The sequence below is a fragment of the Streptomyces sp. NPDC002825 genome, assembly GCF_040295385.1.
Taxonomy (GTDB): domain Bacteria; phylum Actinomycetota; class Actinomycetes; order Streptomycetales; family Streptomycetaceae; genus Streptomyces.
Genome location: NZ_JBEOVH010000025.1, coordinates 86,714 through 102,982 on the forward strand (window position 1 = coordinate 86,714; position 16,269 = coordinate 102,982).

Consider the following 16,269-nt stretch of genomic DNA (forward strand, 5'->3'; position numbering starts at 1 on the left):
GGATCAGCTCCTCAGGAGGATGGCGGAGGTGGGGACGCCCTCGCCCGCGGTGACCAGGCAGGTGGCCGCGTCGGGGACCTGGGCGGTGGAGGTGCCGCGGAGCTGCTTCACGCCCTCGTTGATGAGGTTGAAGCCGTGAACGTACGCCTCGGAGAGCCCGCCGCCGCCGGTGTTGAGCGGCAGCCGGCCGCCGATCTCCAGGGCGCCGCCCTCGGTGAAGGCGGCTCCTTCGCCTCTGCCGCAGAAGCCGTAGCCCTCCAGGGAGAGCGGGACGAGCGGGGTGAAGGCGTCGTAGATCTGGGCGACGTCCACGTCGGCGGGGCCGAAGTCGGCCTGCTTCCAGAGGTGGCGGGCCGCGGTCCAGGCGGGGCCGGAGAGCGGGTCGTCGTTCCAGTAGTTGACCATGCCGTGGTGCTGGGCGGGCAGGCCCTGGGCGGCGGAGTGCACGTAGACGGGCTTCTGGCGGCAGTCGCGGGCGCGCTCGGCGGAGACGATGACGCAGGCGAGCGCCCCGTCGGTCTCCAGGCAGTTGTCGAAGAGGCAGAGGGGTTCGCTGATCCAGCGGGCGGTCATGTACATCTCGCGGGTCAGCGGCCGCTCGTACATGATCGCGGCGGGGTTCTGGTTGGCGCGGTTGCGGCAGGCGAGGGCGACGTTGAAGAGGTGGTCGCGGGTGGCGCCGTACTCGTGCATGTAGCGGCGGGCGAGCATGCCGATCTCGTCGGCGGGGCGGAGCAGCCCGAAGGGCCGGGTCCACTGGCCGGGGGTGGGCAGCTGGACGGCGGTGTTCTTCCAGGGGCGGGGGCCAGAGCCCCGCTTCCGGGACCGCCAGGCGACGCCGACGCTCGCCTGGCCGGTGGCGACGGCGGCGGCCAGGTGTCCGACGGTGGCGCAGGAGCCTCCGCCTCCGTACCCCACCTTGCTGAAGAAGGTGACGTCACCGGCGCCGATGGCCTTCGCCACCTCGACCTCGTCGGTCTCCTCCATCGTGTACGAGGCGAAGGCGTCGACCTCGGAGGGGTCGATCCCGGCGTCGTCGAGGGCGGCGAGGATCGCCCGGCAGGCGAGGGTCTTCTCGGTCTCCTGGAGCTGTTTCGCGAAGGCGGTCTGTCCTATCCCGACGATGGCCGTGGCGTCCTTGAGCACCGAACCTCCTCATGGGGCAGCACTGCTGACAGCGCGTCAGGCTACAACTAATCTGACGGATAGTCAGCTACGGGAGGTGGGGTCAGGATGGAGCACGGCTCGATACCGGAGTTGGTCCGCTGGGCGGCCGAGCGCTACGGACCGGGGGAGGCGGTCGTCGAGGGCCGCACCCGCGTCTCGTACGCCGAACTCGGCGCCCGGGTGGAACGGGCGGCGGCCGCGTGCCTCGCCACCGGCGTACGGGTCGGGGACCGGGTCGCCATCTGGGCGCCCAACGGCCTCGACTGGATCGTCGCCGCGCTCGGCGCGGTGAGCGCGGGCGCCGTCCTCGTCCCGCTCAACACCCGCTTCAAGGGCACCGAGGCCGCCGACGTCCTCGCCCGCTCCCGCGCCCGGCTGCTCTTCGTCACCGGCACCTTCCTCGGCACCTCGTACGTGGCCTCGCTGCGCCGCGCCGAGGCCGGGCTCCCGGACCTGCGGCGGGTGGTGGTCTTCAGCGACACGGTGCCGGACGACCCGGCGTACACCACCTGGAAGTCCTTCCTCGCGGAGGGCGACGGGGTGGATCCGGCGCGGGTGCGGGCCCGGTCCGACGCCGTCGCCCCCTCGGACCCCTCCGACATCATCTACACCTCGGGCACCACCGGCCGCCCCAAGGGCGCCGTCATCACCCACGAGCAGACCCTGCGCTGCTACGAGGTGTGGAGCGAGCTCGCCGGGCTGCGCGAGGGCGACCGCTACCTCATCGTGAACCCCTTCTTCCACACCTTCGGCTACAAGGCCGGGATCATCGCGTGTCTGCTGCGCGGGGCCGTGATGGTGCCGCAGCCGGTCTTCAACGTGGACACCGTCCTCGCCAACATCGCGGCCGAACGCATCTCGGTCCTGCCGGGCCCGCCGACCCTCCACCAGTCCCTGCTCGACCACCCCTCCCGAACCGCCCACGACCTCTCCAGCCTGCGCCTGGTCGTGACGGGCGCGGCGGTGGTCCCCCTGCGCCTCGTCGAACGCCTCCGCACGGAACTGGGCGTGGGCACGGTCCTCACGGCGTACGGCCTCTCCGAGGCCAGCGGCATCGTCACGATGTGCCGCCGCGGCGACCCGGCCGAGGTCGTCGCGCACACCTCGGGCCGCGCCATCCCCGGCACGGAGGTCCGCCTCTCGGAGGCCGGTGAGGTCCTGGTCCGGGGCTTCCACGTGATGAGCGGCTACTTCGAGGACGAGGAGGCGACGGCGGCGGCGATCGACGCGGACGGCTGGCTGCACACGGGAGACGTGGGAGTCCTGGACGGCGCCGGGAACCTCCGCATCACCGACCGGATCAAGGACATGTTCATCGTCGGCGGCTTCAACGCCTACCCCGCCGAGATCGAACAGCTCCTCGGCCTGCACCCCGACATCGCGGACGTCGCCGTCATCGGCATCCCGGACCCGCGCCTGGGCGAGGTCGGCAAGGCCTTCGCGGTCCGGCGGCCGGGGTCGACCCTGACGGCCGACGACGTCATCGCGTGGTCGCGACGGGAGATGGCGAACTACAAGGTCCCGAGGGAGGTCGAGTTCGTGCCGGAGCTGCCGAGGAACGCGAGCGGGAAGGTGGTGAAGGGAGAGTTGCGGGGTCGTTAGGGTGTGACTCAGGCCACTCCTGGCGGCGGTATGGTAAGCAGTATGGCAACCAAGAAGTACACGGTGACCCTGCCCGAGGAGCTCGCCGAGGAGATCCGCCGCCAGGTGGGTCCCGGCGGCTTCAGCGCGTACGTCACGCAGGCCATACAGCGCCGACGGGAGCAGGACCGGCTGGGGGACCTGGTGGACTGGTTGGAGGAGGAGTTCGGCCCCGTCACCGAGGAGCAGCTGGCGGCTGCCGAGGCGGAGCGGCGCGAGATCATGCGCCGGCATGAGGAACGGGCCGCGCGCGAGCGCCTGCAGGGCGATGCCCCGGAGACGGACGCCGCATGACCGAGCTCTGTTACGTCCTGGACAGCGAGGGGCTCTCCAGGGCCGTCCGGGGCGAACCCGTGATGCGGGCCCGTCTGAAGGACGCCCACCGCGCCGGCATCCGCGTGGTGACCAGCTCCATGACGATGATCGAGGCCTACCACTCCAAGGTCCCTTACGCGGCCTGGAAGTGGTTCCTTTCCCGGATCACCGTCGAACCCGTCACGGAGGAGGTCGCGGAGTCGGCGATCACGCTCCTGAAGGATGCCGGGCTGCACGGGCACAAGTACGCGATCGATGCGGCGCTCGCGGTGATCGCGGGGCGCCAAAGGGGGCTCGTGACCGTGTTCACCTCCGACGAGGACGACATGACCAAGCTCTGCCGGCCACCCGTGCTGGTGCAGCGCCTCTGACCGGCCGCTACAGGGCCTGACGGGTCAGGACCACGATTCCGTCCGTCTCCCGCACCACCCGCCATCCCCGGTCCCCGGCTCGCTCCAGGACGCGCTCGACCGCCCCTGCCGGCCAGGACTCCTGTGCGTCGGCGACGATCCACTCGACGGCCGGACGCCGGTCGAGGACCCCGTCCGCGACCAGGTGCACGGTCGTCCGGTCGGTCAGGTGCGGGGCCAGGCTGTTGCTCGCGGCGACCCGGGCCCCGTCGGGCACGAGGGCCAGGGCGTCGCGGGCGGCCACCTCCCGGGGGCTGCTCTGCCAGAAGCCGGGCGTGGCGAGGGCGGCGAGCGGCTGGGCGGGCAGCAGGAGGAGCGCGGCGCAGAGGGGCACGGAGAGCGGCAGCCGTACGCCCCGGCGCAAGGCGTCGACGAGGGCGGCGAAGGCGATCGGCACGAGCACCGCCGAGTAGTGCAGGCCCGGTTCCCAGTGCGCGGGGTTGGCGGAGGTGAACCGCCAGGCCAGGGTGGGCAGGAGCAGCAGGGCGAGCGGACTGCGCACGACGAGCCCGCCGGTCACGGCGAGCAGCAGGAGCAGGGTCAGCGACTTCACGGGCCAGCCGTCGAGGAGCCCGTACGCACCGGTGACCTGGCTCGCGTAGAGGTACTGCCCGTCCGCGGCGAACGCCGGGATCACGACGTAGACGATCAGGACCGTGCCGAGGGCGGATCCGACGGCGAGGAGCAGCCCGGTACGGCGGTCCCGCCGCATCAGCAGCAGCCCGAACACGGCCGCTGTCGCCCCCAGGTCCTCCTTCACCAGGAGCAGCGCGGCGGCCCAGCAGGCGGCCGCACGCGTCCGCCCGTCGAGGTACGCGCGGCAGGCGAGGGCGAGCAGCGGCACGGCGAAGGCGACCTCGTGGAAGTCGAAGCCGATCAGCTGCAGCGTCCCCCAGCCGAGCCCGCACGCCGTCCCGAGCACCACGTGGCTCCTGCCCGGCAGATGCCGTCGGGCGGTCCGCGTGAGGACGTACACGCCGAGGGCTACGAGCGCGGCCTGGGCGAGCAGCAGCGTCTCCACGTGCGGAGCGAGCCGGTAGAGCGGGGCGAGGACGGCGAATACGGGATGGAAGTGGTCTCCGAGCAGCGGGTACGCGTCCCCGGCGAAGCCGACGGGTGCGGTCGCGGCCCGGATCTCCGAGGCGGGCGCCCGGCCCTCCGAGTACGCGCGTACCGCCTGCCCGAAGATGCCGAGGTCGTAGCCGGTCGTCCGGAACCGGGCGTGCTCGCGCAGCGCGAACGTCGCGTACAGGAGGAAGAAGGAGAGGGCGAGGAGGGCGGGAACGGTACGGGCGCGGGCGGCACGACGGGCGACGGGCGGGGGAGCGGTGATCACGGCCATGGGGGGACCCTGGGCGATCCACCCTGAAGGGCCCCTGAGGAAGCCTGAGGATTTCCTCAGGGGCGGTCCCCGCCGTCCGGCGATACTCGACGGCATGCGCGTACTGGTGATCGAGGACGAGGTGCGGATCGCCGCCTCGCTGCGGCGCGGCCTGTCCGCCGTCGGGTACACGGTCGACGTCGCCCACGACGGCGTCACCGGCCTCCATCTGGCCCGGGAGCACCGCTACGCGGCCGTCCTGCTCGACCTCATGCTTCCGGGCCTCAACGGCTACCAGGTCTGCTCCCGGCTCCGCGCCGAGTCCAACGACGTGCCGGTGCTGATGCTGACGGCCAAGAACGGCGAGTACGACGAGGCCGAGGGCCTCGACACCGGCGCCGACGACTACCTGGCCAAGCCCTTCTCGTACGTCGTCCTCGAAGCCCGGCTCCGCGCCCTGCTCCGGCGGGGCGGCGCCAGGACCCGCACGCTCCTGGAGTGCGGCGACCTGTGGCTCGACCCGGCGCGGCGGAGATGCGGCCGGGGTCCGGTCGAGATCCCGCTCACCCCGAAGGAGTTCGCGGTCCTGCACTGCCTGCTGCTCCGCCTCGACGAGGTGGTGCCGACGCTCGACATCCTCGACGAGGTGTGGTCGGCGGACTTCACGGGCGACCCGAACATCGTGCACGTCTACATCAGGGCGGTACGGAAGAAGATCGACGCGCCGTTCCGGACGGAGACGATCGAGACGGTGCGGGGGGCGGGGTATCGGGTGGTGGGCCGTGCGTGAGCGGAGGCTTCTCCCCGTAGGGGTGTCAGGGCTCGCGGCGGCGCTCGTCGTTGCGGCGGCGGTGATCTGGCTGGAGGTGGAGGACCGGGCGGTGGGGCCGCTCCCCTGGGTGATCCCCGAGGTGATCTCCACCGACCGGGTGGGTCCGCAGATCGCGTTCCTCGCCCGGTCGGGCTTCCTGTGGGGCGCGGTGGCCGTCGGCGCCGCCGGCTGGTTCGCGGGCCACGGGCACCTGCGGACGGTGCGGCTCAGAGCAGCGGCCATGGCCTTCCTGACCTCGGGCGCTCTCCTCTTCACGTACACGCGGTGGCTCGTCCACGAGAACACGCGTCAGCCGTGGCTCGTGGCCAAGGAGGCGTACCGCTGGGGCCTGATGTTCATCGGCCCCTCGACGGGACTCCTGACGGCGGCGGCCGTGTGGGCGGCCCTCGGCGGCGGAGCGGTCCGACTCCCCTACCGCGGCCGTACCGCCCTGGTGGCGGGGGCCGCGACCGGGGCACTGTTCGCCGCGGCGCTCGAGGTCATGAGGCGGGCGCAGCCGGACTACCTCCTGGGCGGTCCCGCCTACTGGATCGCCCAGACCACGGGCGCGCCGCTCGTCGCCCTGCTCACGGGGATGCTCGTCCACTTCACGGCGACCCGCTCACTCCGCCCGGTGGAGGCGATCCGGCGCGAACTCGCGGACATCACGGGGCAGTCGCTGGACCGCCGTGTCCCCGTCCCGCCCACCGGCGACGTGATCGCGCGCCTCGCGGTGACGACGAACGACACACTCGACCGCCTGGAGCAGGCCTCGGCGCGCCAGCAGCAGTTCGTCGCCGACGCCGCGCACGAACTGCGCAGCCCCCTCGCGGCGTTGCGGGCCCAGCTCGAGACGGCCCTGCGCCACCCGGACTCGGTCACCGACTGGCCGGAGGCCGTCGCGGAGGCCGCCGCCGACGTCGTACGGCTCCAGACGCTCGCCGACGACCTGCTGCTCCTCGCCAGCCACCGGGCCACCGCGCCCGCGGGGGAACCGGTCGACCTGGCGGCCCTCGCGGAGGACCTGGTCCGCGAGTACCGGCACCTCCCGGACGCGAAGGGCCTCGACCTGCGTTGCGAGGCGCCGGAGGTGGCCGTCGTGCTGGGCAACAGCACCCGCCTGGAACGCCTCCTGCGCAACCTCCTGGCGAACGCGTGCCGCCACGCCGGGAGTCGGGTGACGCTCACGGCCGGCCTTGACGGCCCCTCGGTGGTGCTCGCGGTGACGGACGACGGCCCGGGCATTCCCTTGAAGGACCGCGCCCGCGTCTTCGAACGCTTCACCCGCCTCGACGCCTCCCGCACCCGCGTCTCGGGCGGCGCGGGCCTGGGCCTCCCCATCGCCCGCGACATCGCCACCCACCACGGGGGCACGCTGACGGTGGAGGACTCGGCGCGCGGGGCGCGCCTGGTGGCACGCTTCCCGGCGTGCGCTCGGCCGTCCGGCTGACGTGCCGTGGATCCGCCGCCCCGGGCCGCGGACCTGCGGATACGCTCCGAGGCCCGGTCCCGGAACGCGCGAGGAGCCCCGTATGCAGGCAGCCGGTCCCGTCGTGGCCGCCGCCGTCCTGGCCGCGGGCCTGCTCCTCAGCCCCCACGCGGCCGTCGATCCCGCGCCGTGCGTCGCGGGGGAGTCCGAGACCCGCGGGGACTCCAGCGTCGACGGCAAGGAGCTGCGCTGGGAGGACGACAGCAAGTACAACGACCCGCTGACCTGGGCCCACCGCGTCTGGTCCCTCGGCCTGGTGAAGATCGCGCCCGACGACGCCGGAAGCGTCAACGACCTGGAGTGGCGGGACTATTCGAAGGCCGACGGGCACGGGGGCTACTGGCAGGGCAAGCCGGGCGTCGACTACATCTACCTGAACGCGTACTACCTGGACGGCCGCTACAAGGACCGCGCCTCCCGCCGGCACGTCGCCGTCCACGAGCTCGGCCACGCCCTCGGGCTGTGCCACAAGCCGGACACCTGGGCCTCCGTGATGTGGACGAAGGTGCCCTCCAACCCGCCGACGGAGCCCACGGAGCGCGACGAGGCGAACTACCGGAAGCTGTGGAAATGACCACGAACTCGAAGCGGATCGCCGGTCTCGCCCTCGCCGGGACGCTCGTCCTCGGCGCCACCGCGTGGGCCGCGGCGGAGGCCTTCACCGCCCGCACGGCTCCCGTGCACGCCCTCTGCCTCCCCGACCTCTCGCGCGACGAGTACGTGCCGGCGGCGATGAGTCACCTGGCCTACGCCACGGTGGAGGAGGCCGTCGGCTACGACCCCGACACCGACGGCGGCCCCGGCGGCATCCAGCGCGTCCGCCTCCGCGTCCTCCACCCCCTCAAGGGCGAGGTCCCCACCACGCTCACCCTCGGCCAGGGCGTCGGCCGCGACCCCCAGGGCCGGTACACGAGCCACGACCCCCTCTACCCGGTCCTCAGCCCCGGCCGCACGTACGTCGTTGGCTACACGCCGGACCCCGCGTACGGCGACGGCTACACCCGCTACGCGAAGCAGGAACCCGACTCGGCCGTCACCCGCTGGACGACGTACGTGGCCCGCGGCGCGACGGCCCCCCTGGCGGAGGGCTGCGGCGAGGGGGCGTGAACGCCGAAGGGGCCGGGCAGTTGCCCGGCCCCTCCTTGTGCGGTGGTCCGATCGCGTTGCGCACGGGCCCTGCCCGGACGGATCCCCCCTGGTTCCGCCGGGTGTCCCCCGAGTCCGTGTGCTCCCCCGTCGACCGGACCTCCTGTGGCTGGCCCCGGCGGCTCCCCCGAAGTCGCCGCCGCGGCCGTTCCCCGTCGGGAGTGGCTTAGTTGGCTGGCTCGGACGTGGCGTGCATGTTGTCCGTGGTGGCCGTCACGGCGCTGCCGTCGATGGGCTCGGTGGTGGCGTGCATGTTGCTGCTGATGCCGAGCTTCTCGGCCACCGCGTCGGCGAGCGGAGCGTCCGTCGCGTGCATGTTCTTGCTGACGATCTCCTCGCCGGTGGCGTGCATGTTCGTCGGCTTGGCGATGGGCGTGGTCGGGTCCAGGTCGGCCATGGTGATCAACTCCCGTGATGACTTCGGATGGGGCGAGTGGGCCCTGCCGGCCGTTCCCCCGTGGACAGCCGGGGGGCCCACTCGGAGCCGTTCACCCTAGTGCGACGGTGTGACGGCCGTACCACCGACCCGTCTGCCCCCCGACGCGGCGGATCGATGAGAGAAGACTGCCGCACGGTCATAAACGAACGATGAACGGGCAGCTCAACGGTCAGGCGGCAGCCGTCGCCAGCAGCAGGGTCCGCACATCCGATTCCTCCGGCGAGCCCAGCTCCACGAAGATGTCGAGGGCCTCCTGCCAGCAGACCCGTGCCCGCCCGTGCTGCCCGATGCCGGACAGCGCGCGCCCCAGGACGACGAGGACCTGTCCGCGCCGCCACTCGCCGCCCACTCCCCGCAGGACCACCAGGGCCATCTCGGAGTTCGAAGCGGCCGGGGCGAACCGGCCGGCGGCGATGTCCACTTCGGCGATCCTGAAGAGCGACATGCCCTCCCAGAGACGCTGCCTGCTGTCCTGGAACACCTCGAGTGCCTCGGCGAGCCGAGCCGCGGCCTCGACGAGCTGGCCGCTCTGGGTCAGCGCGAGTCCCAGTGCGTAGCGACCGTTGGCACCCTTGAGCGCATGGCCCATGGCGTCGTACATGTCGGTTCCCCGCTGGGCCAGTTCGACCGCGGTGTCCGTCTGCCCCATGGCGAGGTGGATTCGGGAGAGGTTGCACAGGGCGCTGGCCTCGCCGGCCTTGTCGTCGCAGGCGCGGAACGATGCCGTCGCCTGGGTGAGGAAGCGCTCCCCGTCGGCGTTGCGTCCTTGGTAGAGAGCCATGATGCCCAGGGCGTTGGCCGCCCAGCACAGCGGAAGGTCGTCGCCTGTCGTGGAGGCGAGTTCCATCGCGTCGTGGGCGTGACCGTCGGCCTCCTCGAAGCGCCCTGCCACGTGCTGGACGTACGCCAGGGTCAGCGCCGCGCGCCCCTCCGCGCGTACATCCCCCGCCCCGCGCGCCGCCTCCCGCAGGACCGTCGCCACCGCCTCGTACTCCTTCGAGTTCGCGCCCGACTCCGCCAGGTCCAGGGACGCCCACAGGAGGTCCACTCCACGGCGGAGGGTCGACCGGGACGCGGCCGACTGGCGGACCGTGGCCAGGAGGCAGTTCGCCTCCGCGTAGAGCCAGTCCTGCGCCTCGTGGCGGTCCGTGAAGGTCAGGCCCTCGTACGACGTGGGTTCCAGGTGGTCCACCAGCCGGTCGCCGGGCCGTTCGATGGCGTAGACCCGCGCCGCCGTCGACAGGTAGAAGTCCAGGAGGCGGGACAGGGCCGCCTCCTTCTCCGACGGGGGCTGTTCGTCGCGGTCCGCGCACGCGCGCGCGTAGAGGCGGACGAGGTCGTGGTAGCGGTAGCGGCCGGGGGCCGCCGATTCCACCAGGGACGTGTCGACCAGCGCCTCCAGGAGGTCCTCCGTGTCCCAGAGCGGGAGGTCCAGGACCGCCGCAGCAGCAGCCAGGGAGATGTCCGGACCGTCCGCCAGGCCCAGGAGGCGGAAGGCGCGAGCCTGCGCGGGCTCCAGCTGGCCGTAGCCGAGTTCGAAGGTCGCCTTGACCGCCAGGTCGCCCGCCTGGAGCTCGTCCAGGCGCCGGCGCTCGTCCGCCAGCTTCGCCGCCAGGACCGAGACCGTCCACGTGCGCCGCGCCGCCAGGCGGGACGCCGCGATGCGGATCGCCAGGGGGAGGAAGCCGCAGGCCGCGACCACGTCCAGGGCCGCCTCCCGCTCCGACTGCACCCGCTCCTCGCCGACGATCCTCGTGAAGAGTTGCAGCGCCTCCTCCGGCGACATCACGTCCAGGTCCACCAGGTGCGCGCCCGCCAGGTCCACCATGCGGATCCGGCTCGTCACCAGCGCCGCGCAGCCCGCCGTGCCCGGGAGCAGCGGGCGGATCTGGGCCGCGTCCCGCGCGTTGTCGAGCAGCACCAGGACCCGGCGGCCGTCCAGCGTCGAGCGGTACAGCGCCGCACGGTCCTCCAGCGAGTCCGGGATGGCCGAGTCCGCGGTGCCGAGGGCCCGGAGGAACGAGCCGAGGACCGTCTCCGGCGCGGCGGCCCGGTTGCCCGCGCCCTGGAGGTCCACGTACAGCTGCCCGTCCGGGAAGTGCGGCCGCGCCTCGTGGGCGACGTGCACGGCGAGCGTCGTCTTGCCGACGCCGCCGATGCCCGCGAGCGCGGAGACCGCCATGACGTGGCCCTCCGCGGTGGCGAGCCGGGCGCCCAGCTCCCGTACGAACGCGGCGCGGCCCGTGAAGTCGGGGACCGTCGCCGGGAGCTGCGCCGGGCGGGCGAGGGGCGCCGCCGTCGGGGCCGGCTCCTCGACGGGGCGGGCGAGTTCGGCGTCGGCCTGGAGGATGCGCTGCTGGAGCCGGGAGAGTTCCGGCGTCGGGTCCACGCCCAGCTCGTCGGCGAGGAGCCGGCGCGTGTCCGCGTACACCGCGAGCGCCTCGGCCTGCCGTCCGCTGCGGTAGAGCGCCAGCATCAGGAGCTCGCGGAGGCGCTCCCGCAGCGGGTGCGCGGCGGTCAGCGCGGTCAGTTCGGAGACGGCCTCCGCGTGCGCGCCGACCTCCAGGTCGATGTCCAGGCGGGTTTCGAGGAGGCTGAGCCGCCACTCCTCCAGGCGGGTCCGCTGCGTATCGGCGTACGGGCCCGGCACGGACGCGAGCACCTCGCCGTCCCACAGGTCCAGCGCCTCCGCGAGCCGCGCCCGCGCGGCCGTACGGTCCCCGGCCGCGCGCAGCTTGTCCGCCTCGGCGGCCAGCTCCTGCGCCTCGGTCACGTCGAGCGCCGTCGTCCGCAGGGCGTAGCCGCCGGACTCGCTGACCAGGACCTTCGGGTCGAGGGCCTTGCGGAGCCGGGAGGCGTACGTACGGACCGCGGCGAGCGCCTGGGAGGGCGGCTCCTCGCCCCAGAGCGCGTCGATCAGCTCGTGCGCGGTGGCGGTGCGGCCGCCGCGCAGGAGCAGCGCGGCGAGCAGGGCGCGCTGCTGCGGGGAGCCGGTGGGGACGGGTTCGCCGTCGCGCCAGGCGCGGACGGGGCCGAGCACGCCGAAGCGGAACCCGCCGGCGGACGGTGCGCCGCCGGACGTCGTCTCCCCGGCGCCGGCCGTGTCCCCGGCGCCCGTCGTTTCCCCGGTGCCGGTCGTGTCCTCGGTTCCGCTCGTGTCCGCCCGCTGGTCGCCACCGGGGGCGGCCGTCCTCCGGCGCGTCCGCTGGGCGGGTACGCCAGGTTCGGCCTTGGCGTCGCTCCCGCCCGGGAACCGCTCCGGAACTCGCGGCCCGTTCTCACGGTCCATCGCTCCCCCTGCCCCTACCGCTGGTTTCGCCCAGGACAGTCTGCCTTGTCCGGAGGGAGTCCGTCAGCATCGGGTCAGCCGTTGTGAAGCCGTTGTGCGCCCGCGCCCCGTGCGTATCCGGCCCGTATCCCGGCCGTCTCCCCGCCCGTAGTCCCGGCCGCGACCGGGGTGGCGACCCCGGCCCCGACCCGGTCGTTCCGGTTCCCACTAGCTGACGATCCGTCAGATCAGCGCTACCGTGAAGGCCATGGAGACCTTCCCGAAGATCATCTCGGTGGACGACCACACCGTGGAGCCCCCGCACGTCTGGCGGGACCGGCTCCCGTCCCGGTACCGCGACACCGGACCCCGGATCGTCCGCGCCCCCCTCAAGGAAATGACCTTCCTCGGCGGCAAGTTCGCCCCGGTGATGGGAGCCAAGGGGGACGACGGGCCGATCGGCGACTGGTGGGTGTACGAGGATCTGCACAGGCCCCTCACACGCCTCGACACCGCCGTCGGCTACGACAGGGACGAGATACGCCTCGAAGTCATCACCTACGAGCAGATGCGGCCAGGCTCCCACTCCGTCCCGGACCGGCTCGCCGACATGGACGTCAACCACGTCCAGTCCGCGCTCTGCTTCCCCACCTTCCCCCGCTTCTGCGGGCAGACCTTCACCGAGGCGGGCGACCGCGAGCTCGGCCTCCTCTGCGTCCGCGCCTACAACGACTGGATGGTCGACGAGTGGTGCGGGCCCGAGGCGCACGGGCGGCTCATCCCGCTCACCCTCATCCCGCTCTGGGACCCCGAACTCGCCGCCGCCGAGGTGCGCAGGAACGCGGCGCGCGGGGTGCGGGCGGTGGCGTTCTCGGAGATCCCGCCGCACCTCGGGCTCCCCTCGGTCCACACGGACCACTGGGACCCCTTCTTCCGCGCCTGCGACGAGACCGGGACGGTCATCGCCATGCACATCGGCTCCTCCAGCCGGATGCCGTCCACCTCCGCCGACGCCCCGCCGGCCGTCGGCTCCACCATCACCTTCGCGAACTGCTGCTTCTCGATGGTCGACTGGCTGATGAGCGGCAAGTTCGAGCGCTTCCCGAACCTGAGGATCATGTACGCCGAGGGTCAGATCGGCTGGATCCCGTACATCCTGGAGCGCGCGGACGTCGTCTGGGAGGAGAACCGCGCCTGGGGCGGCGTCGCCGACAAGGTCACGCGCCCGCCGTCCGAGCTCTTCGCGGAGCACGTCTTCGGCTGCTTCTTCGACGACGCGTTCGGGCTGCGGAACCTCGACGCGATCGGGGCGGGGAACGTCCTGTACGAGACGGACTACCCGCACTCGGACTCCACCTGGCCCAAGTCGAAGGAGGTCGGCGAGGCCCAGATGGGCCACCTGCCGTCCGACGTCGTCGAGCGGATCGTCCGCGGCAACGCGATCGAGCTGCTGGGGCTGACGCCCGAAGGGCTCTGGAGGCCCTAGTGGTCCTCCGGTCGCGGCCGGGTCCTCCTGGGGAGGGCTCGGCCGCTTCCTTGTGAGCCGGTTCCGGCTGTTCGTCGCCCTAATGGCCCAAGAACGCGGGCCCCTGATGGCGGAGTGTCATGACGGACGCACAAATAGTAATCAAGTGTGCGTTTCTTGCACATCACGAGACAGCCATGGTGGGCGTCCCCCGGGATGTTCACGAACGGAGCCTGTGACATGACCCCCGACCTCTCGCACATACATCCGGCGGACGACGACATGGAGCCGAGCGCAGAGTCCCGCCCGGGTCCGTCCCGCCAGCCGGTTGTCTCCTCGTCCCCGGCGTACGGCACAGCCGTCTTCCCCAAGCATCCGGCCACGACCCCGGCCGTGTCGGCAGCATCCACCGCGTCCACCGTGTCCACCGCGTCCACCGCGTCCACCGTGTCCACCGTGTCCACCGCGTCGGCCGCCTCGGCCGCGTCGGTCGAAGCGGGCGTGCCGGCCGTGCCGGTCGCGACGGTGCTCCCGGTCGAAACGGAGACCTCGGCCGCGACGGAGTTCCCGGCGGAGCCGGAGGCCTCCGCGACGACCGAGTTCCCGGCGGATCCCGAGACCCTGGCCGCCCCGGAGTTCCGCGTCGGGCCCGAGGCTCCGTCCGCCCCGGAGTTCCGTGCCGAACCCGAGGCCTCGGTGGCGACGGAGTTCCCCGCCGGGTCCGAGATCCCGTCCGCCACGGAGTTTCGCGCCGAACCCGAGACCCCGTCCGCCCCGGAGTTCCGCGCCGAACCCGAGACCTCCACCGTCACCGAACCCCTGGCCTCGGCCGGCGCCTCGCCCGCCGATCCCGACCCGTCCGTCCCCGACGAGTCCGGCGACGAAGCCGTCCACACGCTGCTGACGACCGCGGCGACCGAGCGGCCCGTGGAGGAGGTCGCCACCCTCGTGGCCCGTCTCCAGGCGACCGGTGAGGTCTCCAGTCCCGCGGACGTGGCGCTCCGCGCGGCCGCCGTCACCCGCCCGCTCGAGGAGGTGCGCCAGCTCCTCGCGCTCCTGAACGCCTCCGGGTACGACCTCCACCAGGCCGAGACCACCCTGCGCGCCGCGGCCGTGGGCCGGTCGGTCGAGGACGTGGTCCAGCTCGTCGGCATCCTCGGCGCCGACAGCAGCGACTGGCAGTCCGCCGGGGGCGGGGAAGGCGAGCCGCGGAAGGCCGAACCCGAGGGAGCCGCACCGGCCGCCGCCGCCCCGAAGCGCGGCCGGGGCGCCGCCAAGGGCCGCAAGTCCCCCCTGGACGGCGCGCTGGCCGCGGGTCCCGGCAGCCACACCAGCTCTCCCGCGCTGCGGTCCGTACTGCGCTGGCCGGCCGCGGTCGCGCTGTTCGCCTGCGGCCTCATCCATCTGCCGACGGACCTCGAAGGCCTGCGCTCGGGCGGCGACGCCCAGGCGCTGTCCGTGGTCGTCACCGTGCTCTGCCTGGCGTGCTCGGTGTGGCTCGCGGCCCGGGACACCCTGATCGCCTGGGCCGCCGCCGCGGGCGTCGCCGTCTTCGTCATCGCACTCCACGGAGTCGCGGGGGCGCGGACCGTCGACCTGCTGGCGGGCAGTCTGGGCACCACCTTCGCCTGGGCGAAGGCGCTGGCACTCCTGAGCGCCGTGGCGGTCGTCTGCCTGGCCTGCGCGGCGGTGGTGCGCCACGTGAGGGCGGCCAACGCGGCGGACGGCACCTGACCCACCCGAAGGACGAAGGGCGAAGACCCACCCCCGCTTCCGAAGCGGGGGTGGGTCTTCGCCTACCCCTTGCCTGATGGATCGTCAGGTACGAGCATGGGCCTGCTCATTGAAGTGACGGTCCGTCAGGTGAGGGGTCCCCATGGTCGTCTACGGCATGCAGCTGCCGGTCCAGTCGCAGAGCACCCTCTACGCCGAGCCCTGGGAGGCGGCAGCCGGCCCGGCGGACCTGCTCGCCGTCGCCCGCGCCGCCGACGCCCACGGCTTCGACTACCTCGCGAGCTGCGACCACGTCGCCATCCCGCGCCGGCTCGCCGGGCCGATGAGCACCGTCTGGTACGACCCGGTCGCCACGCTCTCCTTCCTCGCCGCCGCCACCGAGCGGGTCCGGCTCCTCTCGCACGTCGCCGTCGTCGGCCTGCGCCATCCGCTGGTCACGGCCAAGGCGTACGCGACGCTCGACCACCTCTCCGGCGGCCGCCTGGTCCTCGGGGTCGGCGCCGGGCACGTCCAGGAGGAGTTCGAGGCGCTCGGCGTGGACTTCGCCCGCCGGGGCGCCGTGCTCGACGAGACGGTCGACGCGCTCAGGGCGGCCCTCGGGCCCGAGGAGTACCCGGAGCACCTGGGGGAGCGGTTCGCCTTCAAGGACCTCGGGCAGCTGCCCCGGCCCGCGCAGGAGCGGGTCCCGCTCTGGGTGGGCGGTTCCTCGCCGGCCGCCGTGCGCCGGGCCGCCCTCAAGGGGGACGGCTGGCTGCCGCAGGGCGACCCGCGCGAGAAGCTCGCCGCGCAGATCGGAAAGCTGCTGCGGCTGCGTACGGAGGCCGGGATCGCCGAGCCGATCACCGTCGGCGCCATCACCGAGGCCCTGTACGTCGGCACGCCCGGCTGGGAGGTCGGCCGTCGCACGCTGAGCGGCGCCCCCGAGGAGCTCGCCGCCTCGCTGCGCGCGTACGGGGAGATGGGCGTGCACCAGATCCAGGTCCGGTTCCGGTCCCGGAGCCGAACCGAACTCATCGACCAGATGGCGGCCTTCGCTGCGGAGGTCGCCCCCCACCTCTAGGAA

Annotated in this window: 14 protein-coding genes; 10 read left to right on the forward strand and 4 right to left on the reverse strand. The window is 73.1% G+C overall.

The features are described 5' to 3' along the window. Positions 1–3 precede the first annotated feature (3 nt). Positions 4–1,146: a lipid-transfer protein gene (locus ABT041_RS27630; protein ID WP_351189117.1), complete on the reverse strand. Its 1,143-nt coding sequence runs from the start codon at positions 1,144–1,146 to the stop codon at positions 4–6. An 87-nt stretch (positions 1,147–1,233) separates the two neighbouring features. Here ABT041_RS27630 and ABT041_RS27635 point away from each other — a divergent pair, with 87 nt between their 5' ends. The 3 genes from ABT041_RS27635 to ABT041_RS27645 are packed head-to-tail and all read left to right on the forward strand — an operon-like array spanning position 1,234 to position 3,494. After that, a complete protein-coding gene (locus ABT041_RS27635) occupies positions 1,234–2,769 on the forward strand; it encodes a FadD3 family acyl-CoA ligase (protein WP_351189119.1) in 1,536 nt (511 codons plus the stop codon). 42 nt (positions 2,770–2,811) lie between these two features. After that, positions 2,812–3,102, forward strand: coding sequence for a hypothetical protein (locus ABT041_RS27640; RefSeq protein ID WP_351189122.1), 291 nt, complete (start codon positions 2,812–2,814; stop codon positions 3,100–3,102). After that, positions 3,099–3,494, forward strand: coding sequence for a PIN domain-containing protein (locus tag ABT041_RS27645; protein ID WP_351189125.1), 396 nt, complete (start codon positions 3,099–3,101; stop codon positions 3,492–3,494). Before ABT041_RS27640 ends, ABT041_RS27645 begins: the two co-directional genes overlap by 4 nt. A 7-nt stretch (positions 3,495–3,501) precedes the next feature. Here the strand turns inward: ABT041_RS27645 and ABT041_RS27650 are convergent, their stop codons facing one another. After that, positions 3,502–4,875: a DUF2079 domain-containing protein gene (locus ABT041_RS27650; protein WP_351189127.1), complete on the reverse strand. Its 1,374-nt coding sequence runs from the start codon at positions 4,873–4,875 to the stop codon at positions 3,502–3,504. Positions 4,876–4,969: 94 nt separating this feature from the next. On the opposite strand from ABT041_RS27650, the gene ABT041_RS27655 reads away from it, so the two are divergent. The 4 genes from ABT041_RS27655 (at position 4,970) to ABT041_RS27670 (ending at position 8,261) form a co-directional block, all read left to right on the forward strand. Beyond that, a complete protein-coding gene (locus ABT041_RS27655; protein ID WP_351189129.1) occupies positions 4,970–5,644 on the forward strand; it encodes a response regulator transcription factor in 675 nt (224 codons plus the stop codon). Positions 5,645–5,666: 22 nt separating this feature from the next. Beyond that, on the forward strand, positions 5,667–7,115 hold the full coding sequence (locus ABT041_RS27660) for a sensor histidine kinase (protein ID WP_351189131.1): 1,449 nt from the start codon (positions 5,667–5,669) through the stop codon (positions 7,113–7,115). Positions 7,116–7,197: 82 nt separating this feature from the next. Then, positions 7,198–7,728, forward strand: a complete 531-nt coding sequence (locus ABT041_RS27665) for a matrixin family metalloprotease (protein WP_351189134.1) — start codon at positions 7,198–7,200, stop codon at positions 7,726–7,728. After that, positions 7,725–8,261: a hypothetical protein gene (locus ABT041_RS27670; protein ID WP_351189137.1), complete on the forward strand. Its 537-nt coding sequence runs from the start codon at positions 7,725–7,727 to the stop codon at positions 8,259–8,261. The genes ABT041_RS27665 and ABT041_RS27670 overlap by 4 nt, the downstream gene beginning before the upstream one ends. Before the next feature lie 205 nt (positions 8,262–8,466). On the opposite strand, the gene ABT041_RS27675 is transcribed toward ABT041_RS27670, so the two are convergent. Continuing rightward, on the reverse strand, positions 8,467–8,697 hold the full coding sequence (locus tag ABT041_RS27675; RefSeq protein WP_351189140.1) for a hypothetical protein: 231 nt from the start codon (positions 8,695–8,697) through the stop codon (positions 8,467–8,469). 211 nt (positions 8,698–8,908) lie between these two features. Beyond that, a complete protein-coding gene (gene afsR, locus ABT041_RS27680) occupies positions 8,909–12,028 on the reverse strand; it encodes an SARP-family global regulator AfsR (RefSeq protein WP_351189143.1) in 3,120 nt (1,039 codons plus the stop codon). Positions 12,029–12,275: 247 nt separating this feature from the next. Here afsR and ABT041_RS27685 point away from each other — a divergent pair, with 247 nt between their 5' ends. The 3 genes from ABT041_RS27685 to ABT041_RS27695 all read left to right on the forward strand — a co-directional run bounded on the left by ABT041_RS27685 (position 12,276) and on the right by ABT041_RS27695 (position 16,266). Next, a complete protein-coding gene (locus ABT041_RS27685; protein ID WP_351189146.1) occupies positions 12,276–13,493 on the forward strand; it encodes an amidohydrolase family protein in 1,218 nt (405 codons plus the stop codon). A 219-nt stretch (positions 13,494–13,712) separates the two neighbouring features. Continuing rightward, positions 13,713–15,206, forward strand: a complete 1,494-nt coding sequence (locus ABT041_RS27690) for a hypothetical protein (RefSeq protein ID WP_351189149.1) — start codon at positions 13,713–13,715, stop codon at positions 15,204–15,206. A gap of 142 nt (positions 15,207–15,348) precedes the next feature. Next, positions 15,349–16,266 carry a TIGR03619 family F420-dependent LLM class oxidoreductase gene (locus tag ABT041_RS27695; RefSeq protein ID WP_351189152.1) on the forward strand — a complete coding sequence of 306 codons (918 nt, stop codon included), beginning with the start codon at positions 15,349–15,351 and terminating at the stop codon, positions 16,264–16,266. Positions 16,267–16,269 lie beyond the last annotated feature (3 nt).